At 39.1% G+C, this 15,188-nt stretch carries 14 protein-coding genes; 5 read left to right on the top strand and 9 right to left on the bottom strand.

The window, feature by feature from the left end:
• Nucleotides 1-416 precede the first annotated feature (416 nt).
• Nucleotides 417-737 (top strand): pyrimidine/purine nucleoside phosphorylase, encoded by a 321-nt coding sequence (locus MST16_RS09370; RefSeq protein ID WP_180003865.1) that lies wholly within the window; start codon nt 417-419, stop codon nt 735-737.
• Nucleotides 738-985: 248 nt separating this feature from the next.
• On the opposite strand, the gene MST16_RS09365 is transcribed toward MST16_RS09370, so the two are convergent.
• Nucleotides 986-1,543 carry a GNAT family N-acetyltransferase gene (locus tag MST16_RS09365; protein WP_180010139.1) on the bottom strand — a complete coding sequence of 186 codons (558 nt, stop codon included), beginning with the start codon at nt 1,541-1,543 and terminating at the stop codon, nt 986-988.
• Between the two features lie 171 nt (nt 1,544-1,714).
• On the opposite strand from MST16_RS09365, the gene MST16_RS09360 reads away from it, so the two are divergent.
• Nucleotides 1,715-2,881, top strand: a complete 1,167-nt coding sequence (locus MST16_RS09360; protein ID WP_180010138.1) for a hypothetical protein — start codon at nt 1,715-1,717, stop codon at nt 2,879-2,881.
• Between the two features lie 106 nt (nt 2,882-2,987).
• On the opposite strand, the gene purD is transcribed toward MST16_RS09360, so the two are convergent.
• The 8 genes from purD to MST16_RS09320 all read right to left on the bottom strand — a co-directional run bounded on the left by purD (nt 2,988) and on the right by MST16_RS09320 (nt 11,007).
• Nucleotides 2,988-4,271 carry a phosphoribosylamine--glycine ligase gene (gene purD / locus MST16_RS09355; protein ID WP_180010137.1) on the bottom strand — a complete coding sequence of 428 codons (1,284 nt, stop codon included), beginning with the start codon at nt 4,269-4,271 and terminating at the stop codon, nt 2,988-2,990.
• A gap of 132 nt (nt 4,272-4,403) precedes the next feature.
• Nucleotides 4,404-5,978, bottom strand: coding sequence for a bifunctional phosphoribosylaminoimidazolecarboxamide formyltransferase/IMP cyclohydrolase (purH, locus tag MST16_RS09350; protein ID WP_180010136.1), 1,575 nt, complete (start codon nt 5,976-5,978; stop codon nt 4,404-4,406).
• A 95-nt stretch (nt 5,979-6,073) separates the two neighbouring features.
• Nucleotides 6,074-6,343, bottom strand: a complete 270-nt coding sequence (fis, locus tag MST16_RS09345; RefSeq protein WP_001086304.1) for a DNA-binding transcriptional regulator Fis — start codon at nt 6,341-6,343, stop codon at nt 6,074-6,076.
• 392 nt (nt 6,344-6,735) lie between these two features.
• On the bottom strand, nt 6,736-7,620 hold the full coding sequence (locus tag MST16_RS09340; RefSeq protein WP_180010135.1) for a DUF3426 domain-containing protein: 885 nt from the start codon (nt 7,618-7,620) through the stop codon (nt 6,736-6,738).
• An 18-nt stretch (nt 7,621-7,638) separates the two neighbouring features.
• Nucleotides 7,639-8,541 carry a 50S ribosomal protein L11 methyltransferase gene (prmA, locus tag MST16_RS09335; protein WP_168377617.1) on the bottom strand — a complete coding sequence of 301 codons (903 nt, stop codon included), beginning with the start codon at nt 8,539-8,541 and terminating at the stop codon, nt 7,639-7,641.
• Nucleotides 8,542-8,667: 126 nt separating this feature from the next.
• Entirely contained in the window at nt 8,668-9,555 is an 888-nt protein-coding gene (locus MST16_RS09330) for a bile acid:sodium symporter family protein (protein ID WP_180003877.1), read from the bottom strand.
• A 75-nt stretch (nt 9,556-9,630) separates the two neighbouring features.
• The gene (locus MST16_RS09325) at nt 9,631-10,509 is read right to left on the bottom strand and encodes a bile acid:sodium symporter family protein (protein ID WP_180003878.1); all 879 of its coding nucleotides are present in this window, start codon (nt 10,507-10,509) and stop codon (nt 9,631-9,633) included.
• A gap of 147 nt (nt 10,510-10,656) precedes the next feature.
• Nucleotides 10,657-11,007, bottom strand: coding sequence for a hypothetical protein (locus tag MST16_RS09320; protein WP_078188731.1), 351 nt, complete (start codon nt 11,005-11,007; stop codon nt 10,657-10,659).
• A gap of 253 nt (nt 11,008-11,260) precedes the next feature.
• Between MST16_RS09320 and mnmG the strand changes: the two genes are divergently transcribed.
• From mnmG to MST16_RS09305, 3 genes are all read left to right on the top strand, one after another.
• Nucleotides 11,261-13,141, top strand: a complete 1,881-nt coding sequence (gene mnmG / locus MST16_RS09315; RefSeq protein WP_180003879.1) for a tRNA uridine-5-carboxymethylaminomethyl(34) synthesis enzyme MnmG — start codon at nt 11,261-11,263, stop codon at nt 13,139-13,141.
• 340 nt (nt 13,142-13,481) lie between these two features.
• Nucleotides 13,482-14,687, top strand: a complete 1,206-nt coding sequence (gene mhpT / locus MST16_RS09310) for a 3-(3-hydroxy-phenyl)propionate transporter MhpT (protein WP_180010134.1) — start codon at nt 13,482-13,484, stop codon at nt 14,685-14,687.
• A 114-nt stretch (nt 14,688-14,801) separates the two neighbouring features.
• A complete protein-coding gene (locus MST16_RS09305; RefSeq protein ID WP_078193710.1) occupies nt 14,802-15,128 on the top strand; it encodes a hypothetical protein in 327 nt (108 codons plus the stop codon).
• Nucleotides 15,129-15,188: the final 60 nt, after the last annotated feature.

Below are 15,188 nucleotides of genomic sequence, written 5' to 3'. Positions count from 1 at the left end.
TATTATTCAATATAGTGATTTAAAAAGTTATGCTTAGCACCAAAAATGTAAATGGAATATGTTTAATTAAATAATTTAATAAGTAAAAACAATATATTATTTATAATTAAACTATTTAAGTACGTCATTTGTATATGTTTAGGTCTATATAACAAATTTTAAAATGTATTGCTGAAAAAATGATAAAAATGAAATAAGTCCTGTCATACACAAAATTGGTAACATTCATATGTGAAAATAACGGAGAGTTTCAATCTAAGCTGAGTTGAAATATTTATTGGTATATTTGAAGTTCAACTCTGATTCATGGTTTTTCAAAATTTTAGATCTAAATCTGAGGAAGATTGAATCCGCAATATTGTTTAATATAAGCTGCTTAATAATTGATCATAATAAATTGCTATGTGAGGCACGCTATGTCAAATCAGTTTGATTTCGTCTCAGTTGTAAAAAAGCCTACGGTTCATTATGGCGGTAGATCTGTGAACCATGTATTAAAAATGGAAGATGGTAGTCAAAAAACCATCGGTGTATTTTTGCCATCAGAGCAACCCATGACGTTTGAGGCGCATGTGAAAGAACGTGTTGAAATCACATCGGGGCAGTGTGTTGTGCAAATTGGAGAGCAGGGCGAGTTTGTTCAATATACGTCTGGCGAAAGCTTTATTGTTCCACAAGATTCTATTTTCAAAGTGCAATGTACCGATGTTGTTGATTATGTATGCCATTTTGATTAAGTATGCTTAGACAGGTTTGCAGTTGCTTCAGCTTTACACCTTATGATTTTTTTATTTCTAAGTTATAGCAATTGATATTTTTATTGCTTAAACCCCGCACTTAGCGAGGTTTCTTATATGATTACATGAATGATTTTGCTGTCTTATAGGAAATCCTGTAGTAACTAAAATTAAGGTTTTTAACATCTTCTATAGCCACTGTTTGGCAGAGTTAATGTACTTTAGTTTTGCCGTGAATAATTATTCAATTAGCAAAAGGGGATGTGCAAGTAATCACTACGCTGTATTTCATACAGGATATGTTTATTTAAAGGATGCTCTAGTGGTACAAGTGGATGATTAAATTCACGGACTTTTTGCATACCAATGCGTTGCATGACATGTTCTGATGGTGTGTTTAAGCTTGCTGTAAAGGAAATAACTTTATCTAATCTTAAGTTTCGAAAAGCATGTTTAAGTACAGCTTTTGCACCTTCGGTGGCATAACCTTGATGCCAATATTGCGGTAGTAGTCGCCAGCCGATTTCAGGTGCATCGGCTATTTCAAACTCAGGTGGGTGTACGTGTAAGCCGATAAAGCCAATAAATTCGCCTGTGGCTTTAAGCTCGACGGCATATAAACCCCAACCACGTGTTTCTATTGCATCGCGTAGGCGTTGCATAAATGCAGTGGCTTCGGACGCATCAAGTTTGTTAGGGAAATAGCGCATGACGTCGTCGTCTGCACACATTTGGATGAATGGAGCAGTATCGGAGTCTTGCCATTGGCAGAGGATAAGGCGAGGGGTTTGGATAAAAATATGCATATTAAATATTAATTTGTATGGGTGTTTTCTTACTGAGACTAATGTAAATAATTTATAGTGTACATGATGATGGAATTGATATAAGTGAATAGTATTTGGGGGAGATGTCATTTGATTTGATGAACTAATCTTAATAGGCTTTTACATATATTTAGTTGATAAGGAGTAAATATGGAGTTGCAATACAAATTTTCAGAGGATGAATTTCTCGTATTATGCCAAGAAAATCTTGGGCGGGAAAAAACAACAGTTTTTGAAGATTTATATGAAGCTCTTATTCACTTTTTTAGTACTCCGGATTCAATCTCAATAACTGAAATAAAGCAGAATTACACATTTGGATACTATGATGATCACTTATCACTGAAAGAGTATATAGATAAAGGGAAAATGATAATCCCTTATCTTCAATTTGAGCTAATCAGTGATAAGGACATAGATCTGGATGTTACGGAAGTTAAACTACCTTCATTTATTATATTGTGTGATTTCCTTTATGGAGGAGGAATAACTAGGAAGTACAATATTAAAAATACAAAAATGAAAACCAAAAACAAAACATCAATACAGCTTCTTTCCGTTGAATTTCCACAAGCATTATTAACTAAGCTTTATTCACGAATGACACCACCAAAAAGTTTATTACCATCAAAATTAGGCTTTTATGAGTGGCGGCAGACTTTCTATAACAAAATGACAGGAGAAAGTTTCTTTTGCTCATGTTTTAAGGATGCTCTTGCCCAAAATCAGATTGGGTTGGCTGTACGCCACACTCACCTTAAAAATGCGTTAGAACATAAATCTGTTAAAGTTTCGATTTGCCATATCTGCACCAATACCAATTCAGATTTAATCTATTGCCACAAAATGTATGGCTCGGCTTTTAAAGCTAAATATGGCGCTTACATTGCTAAATACGCATTTCAGGAAGGTATCAGTGAAAGGGATGCGGAAAACCATATTAGAGAGTTAAAAGGTGTTGCACGTATAGGTGAAAGGTGGGTTAATGAAACCTTATTATTTAACTATATCAATCTGCTATTTCCTCAATACACGGTTCAAAGAGAAGCATCACCAAGTTGGTTGAATAGACAAAGGTTTGATGTCTATATCCCTGAGCTAAATTTAGCGATTGAGTACCAAGGGCAACAACACTATCTTGCTGTCAACTTATTTGGTGGAGAAGAAGGTTTAAAAAGAACAAAGCAAAGGGATAAGGAAAAGCTTCAACTCAGTAAAGCAAATGGAGTGGATATTATCTATTTTAGCTACAAAGATAATTTAACTGAAAAATTAGTACAAAATAGACTTAAAAACTATCTTAAAGAACCTCTATAAACGTGTATTTTTAATCATGGATATAGATGATAAAAGCCGTTATTTGAGCTATTTATTTATAAAAAACCCCGCACTTAGCGGGGTTTTTATTTAATCAAATGAATGATTAAGCATTTTCACGTGCAATCGCACGGTAACCAATATCTTTACGGTATTGAACACCATCAAAAGTCACTTTTTGGCAAAGTTCTAAAGCTTTCGCTTGCGCTTCACCAATCGTATCACCTAGCGCAGTCACACAAAGAACACGACCACCAGCAGTCACAATATCACCATTCTCAAGTGCTTTAGTGCCTGCATGGAAAACTTTAGCATCAGCCATTTCAGTGTCTAAACCTGAAATTACATCACCATTGCTAGATGTTTCAGGGTAGCCCTTAGATGCAAGTACGATACCTACAGTCTTACGCTCATCCCAATCTGCTTCTTTTGGTAAGTTACCTGCAATACCAGCTTCAACAAGGTCAACTAAAGATGATTTTAAACGCATCATAATTGGCTGAGTTTCAGGGTCACCAAAACGGCAGTTGAACTCGATCACTTTAGGTTGACCTTGTTCATCAATCATTAAGCCTGCATATAAGAAACCTGTGTACACGTGACCGTCTTTTTTCATACCTTCAACGGTAGGACGCATCACTTCATTCATGGTTTTTTCAAATACGTCAGCAGTCACAACAGGAGCAGGAGAGTAAGCACCCATACCGCCCGTGTTCGGGCCTTGGTCGCCTTCAAAGATACGCTTGTGATCTTGAGACGTTGCCATTGGCAAAATGTTGTCGCCATCAATCATACAAATGAAAGAAGCTTCTTCACCTGCAAGAAATTCTTCGATTACTACACGTGAGCCAGCATCACCAAATTTGTTGCCTGCAAGCATGTCATCAATCGCATCAAATGCTTCTTGATTCGTCATTGCAACGATTACGCCTTTACCTGCAGCAAGACCATCAGCCTTGATTACAATTGGCGCACCATTTTTTTCAACAAATGCTTTAGCCGCATCTACTTCTGTAAATACATCATAGAAAGCAGTTGGAATGTTGTGGCGTTTTAAGAAGTGCTTTGCAAATGCTTTAGAGCCTTCAAGCTGTGCAGCAAATTGAGTTGGACCCCAAATTTTTACACCTGCTTCACGGCAAGCATCCACAACGCCATTTACAAGCGGTGCTTCAGGACCAACCACGATTAAATCAACTGCATTGTTTTTAGCAAAGTCGATAATCGCTGCGTTGTCTAAAATGTTAAGCGCAACATTTTCGCATTTATTTTCAGTTGCAGAACCCGCATTACCCGGTGCAACAAATACTTTTGCGACTTTGTCATCTTGTGCGATTTTCCATGCAAGCGCATGTTCACGACCGCCATTACCCAAAACTAAAATATTCATCGGTTCATACTCCATGAATCGAAAATGACATAAAGTCCTCAACCTGAAAGCAGGAGAGGACTTTATGCAAGATTAGAAATCTAGTGTATTAAGCAAAAGACTGTGCTTAATTGCCATGATCAAGCCGCCAACTTAGTGACGGAAATGACGCATGCCAGTGAAGACCATTGCAATGCCAGCTTCATCAGCAGCAGCAATTGTTTCTTCATCACGCATAGAACCACCCGGTTGGATAATGCATTTGATACCTGCTTTCGCAGCATTATCAATACCATCACGGAATGGGAAGAATGCGTCAGATGCCATTACAGCGCCTTCAACCACTAAACCAGCATGTTCAGCTTTAATTGCTGCAATACGTGCAGAGTTAACGCGGCTCATTTGACCTGCGCCGATACCAATCGTTTGACGGCCTTTCGCATAAACAATCGCGTTAGATTTAACGTATTTCGCAACTTTCCAAGCAAAGATTAAATCATCAATTTCTGCTTCAGTTGGTGCACGTTTAGTCACAACTTTAAGGTCATCTTTCGTGATCATGCCTAAGTCTTGGTCTTGAACCAGTAAGCCGCCGTTTACACGTTTGTAGTCAAGTTGCGCTTTACGTTCTGTAATTGCAGGAAGCTCGCCGCATACGAGTACACGTACGTTTTTCTTCGCGCCAGTCACTTCAAGCACGCCTTCAGCAACGCTTGGAGCAATGATCACTTCAACAAATTGACGGTCAACAATGGCTTGCGCAGTTGCAACATCTAATTCACGGTTAAATGCAATGATGCCGCCGAATGCAGATTCAGGGTCAGTTGCATAAGCAAGGTCATAAGCCGCTTGGATGCCGTCTAGAGATACTGCTACACCACATGGGTTTGCGTGTTTAACGATTACACAAGCAGGCTTAGCAAATGATTTTACACATTCAAGTGCTGCGTCAGTGTCTGCGATGTTGTTATAAGATAATTCTTTACCTTGAAGTTGTTTCGCAGTAGAAACAGATGCTTCAGTTGCTGTGTCTTCTACATAGAAAGCAGCAGATTGATGCGGGTTTTCACCGTAACGTAAGTCTTGAACTTTGTTCAATTGAGTATTGAAAGTACGCGCAAATTTATCTGCTTGACCATCTTCCTTACCTACGCGAGCGCCTAAGTAAGATGCAATCATGCCGTCATACTGTGCAGTATGTTCAAATGCTTTAACCGCAAGGTCAAAACGAGTTGCATGTGAAAGTGAACCTTCAGCTTTTAACTCTTCAACAACAGTTCCATAGTCAGATGCATTTACCACGATACCAACCGATGCATGGTTTTTCGCAGCAGCACGAACCATAGTCGGACCACCGATGTCGATGTTTTCAATCGCATCAGCAAGTGAGCAGTTTGGTTTTGCAACAGTTGCAGCAAACGGATAAAGGTTAACAACTACAAGATCGATTGCATCGATGTTGTGTTCAGCCATCACAGCTTCGTCTAGACCGCGACGAGCTAAGATACCACCATGAATTTTCGGATGTAGCGTTTTTACACGGCCGTCCATCATCTCTGGGAAACCTGTGTGCTCTGAAACTTCAACTACGGCAACATTATTGTCTTTCAACAATTTGTATGTTCCGCCAGTAGATAAAATTTCTACCCCTAGAGCAGCAAGTTCTTGTGCAAATTCAACAATTCCAGTCTTGTCAGACACAGAGATTAAAGCGCGTTTAATAGTCATGATCTTCGTCACAGTTTTCAAGGAACAGATTAAAACAAAATTAGCAAAATGCAGGTTAAAAAAAATGCCTGCGGAAGCCGCAAGCATTTTATCATTTATTCACTCATTAAACCGTGAGCTTTCAACTTTTTACGTAAAGTACCACGGTTTAAGCCGAGAATCTCAGCAGCGCGGGTTTGATTACCACGCGTATATTCAAGAACTACAGATAGAAGAGGCTTCTCCATTTCCGCCAGCACCATATCGTATACCTGAGATGGTTGCTCGCCTTGCAATTGTGCAAAGTAATGGCGAACTGCGCGATCTACGTGAATACGAAGAGCGACATCAGATTGTGCAGTAAAAATAGGAGATTTGCTATTCATGCGAATTAATCCGAAAAATCAAATATCACTTGGGTAAAGTGATTTGTTAAAAGTGGTCTATAAACTTGAATGAACTCCGTTTTAGTTCCTAATGCGGAGTTCTAAAACTTGTACATTACTTGTAGCTTGACACAACTCGCAAAATTGTTCGAAAAATAAGCGTAACAATAGATTAATAATTGTTACAGCCTAAAAAACAAACAAAAAATCTACTCAATACGCAATAAATATTAAAGCGCACGGTTGGGATTGTATTTGTTGTGAAAAATTAGCGAGGAGTTTGCAGCACAAAGCTTTCGTGGCGCGTATCATACCATTGTCTAGGAAAAAGTGAGCAAGAAAACTGCATTTTTTTTATGTTTTTTTTAGTTTTTTAATAGTTTTTTCCAATATTAGGGGCGAATCAACTCAATTGAATAATTATCGAAGCTTTTGCGTGCAATAGGCAAGTTAAATTGGAATTTAAAAGGACTACTTTTTGGGATCCGTTGGATGCCATGCAGACTTTTGTCCAAATACTCTTCAGGTAAAAGCGTATAGTTTGCTATTTCAGTACCATTTTCTTTTAGTGAAATTTTCATATTGGGTAAGGCAAGGCTACGGTCATGAAAATTGATCATTTCACCTGTAAAACGTGTTTCATTATTTCCAATGCTACGAATTTTGACTTTTTTGGTACTAATTAAACTGTAATGTTCCTCTAGACGTGAACAATTGAATACATCACAGACCGCAGTAAATGCAGCACCCATCACTGGACTATTTTTTAAATATTGTGGATTGAACCAGAAAAACTGGAATATAAGTGCACCAAATAAGAAGGCATTAATACAGAACCACATAAAATAGTTGAGTGGTGTACGTTTTTTATCCTTTTCAGCCTGTTCTGCCCAATTTACTGCAGGAAGGTTGCCGATAGGCTCGGTACTGAAATAATTTAAGTTATTTAAATAAGTTTTTAGATCGATATTAGAGTTTTCGACTTTTTGATCAAATAGTTTTAATAAATGGTGGGTTGGTGTTTCTTCAACAGTCACTGGTGTAAGCGTATTATTAAATTCGCTGACATTAATAATAGTATTGGAGTTTTTTTGCGGTGCATTTTCTTGCTCAGGGGTAGAAAAAGACAACGCTTTATCTACCACCAAATGAGACAGTGCATTAAAAGATGTAGAGCACTTTGGGCAACAAACCATGCCCTGAGCGACAGTAAGCTGCGGAACAGTTACTTTATATGTTGTAAAACAAGTAGGGCAGTTAGTTAATTTGTCGCTCATAAGTACACATTTTAAATTTTAATACTGTTGGCGTTTACCCGAAATTCGGCACCATGTTTCGTCACGTTTTTCTACGTCTAATATATCAAAAAATTCAGAATAAACACTAGAAACATCAGAAACTTGCTCTTCAATCACACCTGCAAGTGCGAACTCTCCCTCAGATTTAATTAAAGTTGAGAATTCTGCAGCCAAGGCCATTAGAGGGCCTGCAAGAATATTGGCAACAAATACATCGGCTTTTTGTCCAGCGAGCTCTTGGTTGAACTCTTCAGGTAGGCCTACATACAGATTTTCCAGTACACCATTCAATTCGGCATTTTGTTGTGTTGCTAAAACGGCTTGTGGGTCAATATCAGTGGCATAAACTTTTTTGGCACCCAAAAGTAAAGCGGCAACACCTAAAATACCAGAACCACAACCATAGTCGATTACGATTTTATCCTTAAGATCAACTTTACCTAACCATTGTAGGCATAAGAATGTTGATGCATGGTTACCAGTACCAAATGCCAGACCTGGGTCTAGTTTGATGTTTACGGCGTCTGCTTCTGGCGCTTCCATCCATTCTGGTACGATCCAGTATTTTTCACCAATTTTAATAGGCTCGTAAGCATCCATCCATGTGCGTTCCCATTCTTGGTCTTCAATGAATTCGCTACGCATTAGTGCTTCAGGAAGTTGAGCTTTAATAAATGTTTTTAATGCAGCAACATCAATTTCTTCATCATCTTCTTGTGCATAGATACCAGTAACGATCACTTTATTCCAAAGTGGTGTTTCACCTGGAAGTGGTTCAAGTAAATCCTGATTTTCTGCATCATCTAGCGTGACACTGACTGCACCTAAAGAACTGAGCAGCGTTTCAGTGTAATCAACTTGAGCTTTTTCAACAGTAATATGAATTTGTAACCACTTCACGGACATAACCTAAATGAGTTTTATAAAAAGCTATTGTAACGGAACTCGGCAACTTGCAGCTAGCGATTATCAAAATTGACAAAAAATAAAAGGATGCACGTAGCATCCTTTTAATTTTTCAATGACTTAACTTTTAATTGTTTCGGTTGTAGTTGTCGAGATTGGTGCAAAACGCGTAATTAGGAAGCCAAATACAGCGGCAAAGATGTACATAAAGATTGAATATACCGCCGCAGGCATTGCTACAGCAGAGCTTGCCATCACCGTTAAGGCGATGGTCATGGCTAACGTACTGTTATGAATACCGATTTCAAATGCACAAGCACGTGCCTGAGCACTATTGATGCCGAACAGTCTTGGAACAAAATAACCGATACATAAGCTGAAAATACAGAATAGAACCGTAGCTAAGCCAACTTGGGTTAGATAAGCCGCAATATTATGTCGTTCAGAGTAAATAGCACCGATAATAATTAAGATGAGAAAGACCACAGCAAAGATGCGGAGTGGTTTATGCAGTTTCTCAGTCAGTTTAGGTGCATAGTGACGAAGCAGCATGCCTATACAGACGGGGATGATAATGATGCCGAAAACTTGGAGGATTTTTCCAAACTGCAGACTGATTTGTTGCCCTTCTTGCATGAAGTGCATGATCGAAAAATTCACGATCAATGGAAGGGTTAATGCTGCAATGACTGAGTTGATGGCGGTCAGGGTAATATTTAAAGCCAAGTCACCTTTAAATAGATAGCTAAATAAGTTAGCTGTGCTACCACCGGGTGAGGCTGCGAGTAGCATCAATCCGACAGCAAGCAGTGGTGGTAATGCTAGCAGTTTACATAGTAGAAAGGCGATACCAACAAGCAACACGAGCTGGCAAAATAATGCGATCAACACGGCTTTAGGGTGCTTGGTGACACGTGCGAAATCTTTGGGGGTAAGTTCTAACCCAAGCCCGATCATAATAAAGGCCAGTGCTAATGGCAAAAGAACCGTAATAATTCCAGAATCCATCTTATTTATTCTCCTTGAGCATATTTAATGGTTTTTCACCAAAGTCCTTATGGTGATTGCGTTAGAAAAAATAGTTTAGGTTTTCACTTGTTGAATCAAGTGACTGCCACGGCGCGTCAAAATAAAACCAAATAAGGTCGCCAATAAATACATAAAAATAGAATAAACACCGGCAGGTATCGCCACTGTGGTGTTTTCAAGCACACTCAGTGCGATGGTTAGGGCGATACTGGTGTTATGAATACCAATCTCAAAGGTACACGCACGAGCCTGTTTTTCAGGCACACCCGAGAGGAATGGAATTAAGTAACCCAAAAATAGTCCACTGAAACAGAGTAAACAGGTTGCAATGCCGACGCTGGCAAAATACGTAATAATGTTGGATTGTTCGCGCAAAACTGCGAGTGTAAAGATAAGAATTAATAAAAAAATAGATAACATTCGCATCGGTTTGTTGATGTGATATGCAATGGTCGGAAAGGAGTTACGAATAAACATACCGAAACATACCGGTATCAAAATAATCAGAAATACATGGGTGATCTTATCGATAGGCATGCCAATACTGGTACTTTCACCAACAAAATGCAAAATGGAAAGGTTGACAATAAAAGGCAATGTAAAGCACGAAACAACTGAGTTAATGGCCGTTAAGCTAATATTTAATGCAACATCACCTTTATATAGGTAGCTATAAAGGTTTGCTGTGGGGCCACCGGGTGAAGCCGCAAGCAACATGAGCCCGACCGCGAGTAAAGGGGGTAACTCAAGCAACTTACACAGGAAAAACGCAATGCTGGTCAGTAGAATAAGCTGAGTAAATAAAGCGATGAAAATAACTTTTGGATAGCGTCCAACGCGTAAAAAGTCTTTGACTGAAAGTTCAAGTCCCAAACCCATCATCATAATGGCTAAAGCAATGGGTAGAAAAAATGCAAATAATCCCGAATCCATGGAATTTCCTGATATTTTTATCCTTATAGTGTTTTTGAGTTTATCTCAGTTTGATAAATAAGCAATAAATAAAAGCGAGTAAAAACTGATGTTTTACCCGCTTTATTTTTGATCTGTTAATTGGTCGATATTTTTATCGACAACTGTTTATTTAGGACGAGGAGGAGTGAACCCTAAAGCACATTTTCCTTTAATTTCTTGTCCATTAATCGTTGCAGTAGTGGCTTTTGCATCTGCACTACATGTGCTTAATAATTCGGCTTCTTCGCCATGAAGATTTGCATTTTTGGAAGAACTAAAAAATTGTGGTTCGCAAGTACCATTCCAGATAATACCGCGATAGGCAAATGAAACTTGAGCGCCTTGGCTTTTACCTTTACAGACTTGTTGATATCGCTGTGCATCATACACTTTCTCAACTTTATCATTGGCTGAGGCAGCAAGTGGTGATAAACATAAACCGCATAAAACCGTGGATAGCAAAATATTCTTATTCATGCTTATAGTCCTTATGATTCTCATGGGATCTATAACAGAATAAAAAATCATGAGAATAAAACAACAATCTTCGAGTAACATTTGCTTGAGAAATGTATATTTTTATGTGGAATATGCAAAGTATGTATGTTCATAAAGAAATATATAGGCATAAAACAGTAGCCAATAACAATAAAATCGAGTTAATCAGTCAACTTATCGGTGAATTTTTGCTATAATCTTCCGTCATCCTTTTTTAATCTCCTTTACCACTATGCATTATCCTAAAGTTTACGATGTCATTGTTATCGGCGGCGGTCACGCGGGTACTGAGGCAGCTCTTGCTGCGGCACGTATGGGTCGACAGACTTTACTCTTAACTCATAATATTGAGACTTTAGGGCAGATGAGCTGTAATCCAGCCATTGGTGGTATTGGTAAATCACATTTAGTACGCGAAATTGATGCGCTTGGCGGTGCAATGGCATTGGCTGCCGACAAAGGCGGTATTCAATTCCGTATTTTAAACTCACGTAAAGGTGCGGCTGTTCGTGCGACTCGCGCACAGGCTGACCGTATTCGTTATAAAGCTGCGATTCGTGAAACCTTAGAAAATCAAGCGAACTTGGATATTTTCCAACAAGCAGCTGATGACCTTATTGTTGAAGGCGATACTGTTAAAGGTGTAGTCACCCAAATGGGTATTCGCTTTGATGCGAAAACTGTTGTATTGACTACAGGTACATTCTTGGGTGGTGTGATCCACGTAGGTCTAAATAATGCTTCAGGCGGTCGTGCGGGCGATCCTCCTTCAATTTCATTGGCTGCGCGCCTTCGTGAATTGAACTTACCTGTAGGTCGTTTAAAAACTGGTACACCACCACGTATCGATGCACGATCAGTTGATTTCTCTGTGATGACGCCACAGCCGGGTGATTTCCCATCTCCAACTATGTCGTTCATGGGTGATGCGTCGATGCATCCTGAGCAAATCAATTGCTATATCACACATACCAATGAAAAAACTCACGATATCATTCGTGGCGGCTTAGACCGTTCACCAATGTATACCGGTGTGATTGAAGGTGTGGGTCCACGTTACTGCCCATCGATTGAAGATAAAATTCATAAATTTGCCGATAAAGATTCGCATCAAGTGTTCTTGGAACCTGAAGGTCTGGACACACATGAGCTTTATCCAAACGGTATTTCGACTTCTTTACCATTCGACGTTCAGTTTGAATTGGTTCGTTCGATTCGTGGTATGGAAAATGCGCACATTTTGCGTCCGGGTTATGCAATTGAGTATGATTATTTCAACCCACAATCATTGAAATTCTCGTTAGAAACCAAATCGATTAATAACCTGTATTTTGCGGGTCAAATTAACGGTACAACAGGTTATGAAGAAGCGGGTGCACAAGGTTTGCTTGCAGGCTTAAACGCAGCACGTCGTGCATGGGATCAAGAGCAATGGACACCAAAACGTGATGAAGCGTACATGGGTGTATTGGTTGATGACTTGATTACTTTGGGTACTAAAGAACCGTACCGTATGTTTACTTCGCGTGCGGAATACCGTTTGATGTTGCGTGAAGACAATGCGGATCAGCGTTTAACTGCGATTGGCCGTGAAATGGGTCTGGTGGATGATGCGCGTTGGGATTCGTTCTGCCAAAAAATGGAAGCAGTTGAAACTGAAAAAGGACGTTTACAACACCTTTGGGCAGCGCCAAACAATCCACTAGGCAAAAAATTCGTTGAAATGACTGGTGATGACCTGTCTAAAGAAACCAATGCAATTGATTTGTTAAAACGTCCAAATATCAACTTTGCGCAAATTGCTGAATTGACGGGTTCAGAAGTTTCAGCATTTGTGGGTGAGCAAATTGAAATTGCAGTGAAATATGCGGGTTATATTAACCGTCAGCAAGAAGACGTTGCGCAAATGAAGCGTTTGGAAGATACACGTATTCCTGCTGATTTTGATTATGATGTCGTTTCTGGTCTTTCACGTGAAATCACCATGAAGCTGAAAAATGTATTGCCTGAAACATTGGCACAAGCAAGCCGTATTCCGGGTGTTACACCTGCGGCTGTTCAATTGGTGATGATTACGATTCGTAAGAATAACCAAGCGAAAAAATCTGCATAATTTTTCAGCTGAAAGAAAAACCCGCTAGATGCGGGTTTTTTATTGCTTAAAAATTATTGGCTGTTGGTATTTGATCGGATTAAATGAATATTTTGATCATCATTAGTTTTAGCTATGGTTTGATTATTAAAATCTTCCATAAACCTAAGTGATTGATAATGAATTATAAATGCAAAAAATAAGATCTAAAACTATTGATATACAAAGTTTTAAGTCTTAATGGTGGGCTTTTGGTCGTGTGAATTCCGACCTTTGTAGTGGTATTTATTCTACCCAATAAAGCCGAAACTTCAGGGCATGGCGTACAAGTGGGTTTACGCTACATGAATGGAGTTCGATTATGGCAAATCAACAATCGGGAAAAATGCAAAAATTTCTAACGGTATTTTTGTGTTTCTGGGTGGCATTTTTTGAAGGTTTTGACCTACAAGCACCCGGTATCGCAGCAAAGGGAATCGCAGCGACATTTTCCTTAGATCAGGTACAAATGGGCTATGTGTTTAGCTTAGGTGTGTTTGGTATGTTATTTGGCGCGTTCTTTGGGGGGCGTGTCGCTGACTATTTGGGACAGAAGAAAGTCCTGATGTTGTCGATTTTTATCTTCGGTGTATTTATGTCTATCACGGCAGTTGCACCAAGCATTGAAATTTTATATATCGCACGATTCTTTACAGGTTTAGGTTTGGGTGCTGCGATGCCAACGATGATCTCGGTGGTGGGTGATGAAGCGACGGATGCTAACCGTGGGCGCTTAAATAGTTTGATGTACTGTGGCTTACCCGTAGGTGCAATCTTTGTTGCTGGCTTGGGTATTGTCTTTAAAGATATCTCATGGCATACACTATTTTTAATTGGTGGTTTAACGCCTTTAATCTTGATTCCATTCATGGCGATTATCTTAAAAGATAAGCGTACAGAAAAAGTTCAGGCAGAAACCAAGGAAACGGTTCCACCGATGGGGCAAATCCTTTTTGCTGAACAGCGTTATAAGTATACATTGCCGCTCTGGCTGAGTTTCTTCTTTACCTTAATGGTGAACTATATTCTGATCAGTTGGTTGCCTAACTTGCTTATGGAACAAGGGTTGGAAAAGCAACAAGCTTTTATGATCATGTTGATGTTCCAAGTGGGCGCAGTGATTGGTACGCTGGGTTTAGGCTACTTGCTGGATCGCCTAAAATTATGGCAAATGGCAGTGATTATCTATTCAGGTTTGTTTGTGGCATTGTTTGTGCTGTTTACAACAAATTCCATTCCTGTACTCATTGCTGCAGGCATCATGGGCGGAATTTTCTCTACAGGTGGTCAATCGATTTTGTATGGGATCTCTCCAATTTTCTATACACCAGCTGGGAAAGTGACAGGTGTGGGAAGTGCAATTTCATGGGGACGTTTGGGTGCAATGACAGGTCCATTACTTACAGGCAAGATTTTGGCGCTAGGTCTAGGAACGACAGGTATTTTAATTGCAAGTGCGCCGGGTATTGCTTTGTCGGCTATCGCGGTGGCTGCATTATCTGCCTATAAATCATCCCTCAAGAAATAATCGAAATCAGTCATATTTAAAGGAGCTACGGCTCCTTTTTTATTGAATAAATATCTTTAGCTGAAACTAAGTTTTGTTAGAATAAATCTAATATTCATGAATAAATTTACTTCTATGTCTTATCAATTGATCGAACTTGATATTTCTCCTTCAGATAACATTCAGTGTCCACATTGTCAGCAGCAAGTGATTGATTGGTCAGAAGAGCAGTATGTACAGCCATGTGAGCATGTGCTGTTTATTGCAATGGATATTGGTTTTGAGTTTATTACCGATGAATTTGAGCAAACTATGCAGCATACAGTCGATGACTTGCATGCCAATGATGATCAATATCATATGTTTACTGAAATTACCGCCTCAAGTTTCCCTGAGTTTCTGATATATAAGTCTGATTTAGGGGTGGAAGGTTATTCACGTTATGTCGGCTTTACGGCATAAAATATTGCTAAAAAATCTCAAAATAAAAAAGCCAGTTAAGTGACTGGCTTTTTTAATGAA

Origin of the sequence: Acinetobacter sp. YH16040_T (assembly GCF_024605785.1) — a bacterium.
Classification (GTDB): domain Bacteria; phylum Pseudomonadota; class Gammaproteobacteria; order Pseudomonadales; family Moraxellaceae; genus Acinetobacter; species Acinetobacter amyesii.
The sequence above is the reverse complement of the archived record's forward strand: the minus strand, read 5'-3'. Positions and strand labels throughout refer to the sequence as shown.

Excerpts from the sequence above, each read along its gene's own strand:
- MST16_RS09320 (WP_078188731.1), bottom strand. The coding sequence starts at position 11,007 with ATGAATAAGAATATTTTGCTATCCACGGTTTTATGCGGTTTATGTTTA.
- MST16_RS09365 (WP_180010139.1), bottom strand. The coding sequence starts at position 1,543 with ATGCATATTTTTATCCAAACCCCTCGCCTTATCCTCTGCCAATGGCAA.
- MST16_RS09340 (WP_180010135.1), bottom strand. The coding sequence starts at position 7,620 with ATGAGCGACAAATTAACTAACTGCCCTACTTGTTTTACAACATATAAA.
- fis (WP_001086304.1), bottom strand. The coding sequence starts at position 6,343 with ATGAATAGCAAATCTCCTATTTTTACTGCACAATCTGATGTCGCTCTT.
- mhpT (WP_180010134.1), top strand. The coding sequence starts at position 13,482 with ATGGCAAATCAACAATCGGGAAAAATGCAAAAATTTCTAACGGTATTT.
- mnmG (WP_180003879.1), top strand. The coding sequence starts at position 11,261 with ATGCATTATCCTAAAGTTTACGATGTCATTGTTATCGGCGGCGGTCAC.
- purD (WP_180010137.1), bottom strand. The coding sequence starts at position 4,271 with ATGAATATTTTAGTTTTGGGTAATGGCGGTCGTGAACATGCGCTTGCA.
- MST16_RS09330 (WP_180003877.1), bottom strand. The coding sequence starts at position 9,555 with ATGGATTCTGGAATTATTACGGTTCTTTTGCCATTAGCACTGGCCTTT.
- MST16_RS09325 (WP_180003878.1), bottom strand. The coding sequence starts at position 10,509 with ATGGATTCGGGATTATTTGCATTTTTTCTACCCATTGCTTTAGCCATT.
- MST16_RS09305 (WP_078193710.1), top strand. The coding sequence starts at position 14,802 with ATGTCTTATCAATTGATCGAACTTGATATTTCTCCTTCAGATAACATT.
- MST16_RS09370 (WP_180003865.1), top strand. The coding sequence starts at position 417 with ATGTCAAATCAGTTTGATTTCGTCTCAGTTGTAAAAAAGCCTACGGTT.
- MST16_RS09360 (WP_180010138.1), top strand. The coding sequence starts at position 1,715 with ATGGAGTTGCAATACAAATTTTCAGAGGATGAATTTCTCGTATTATGC.
- purH (WP_180010136.1), bottom strand. The coding sequence starts at position 5,978 with ATGACTATTAAACGCGCTTTAATCTCTGTGTCTGACAAGACTGGAATT.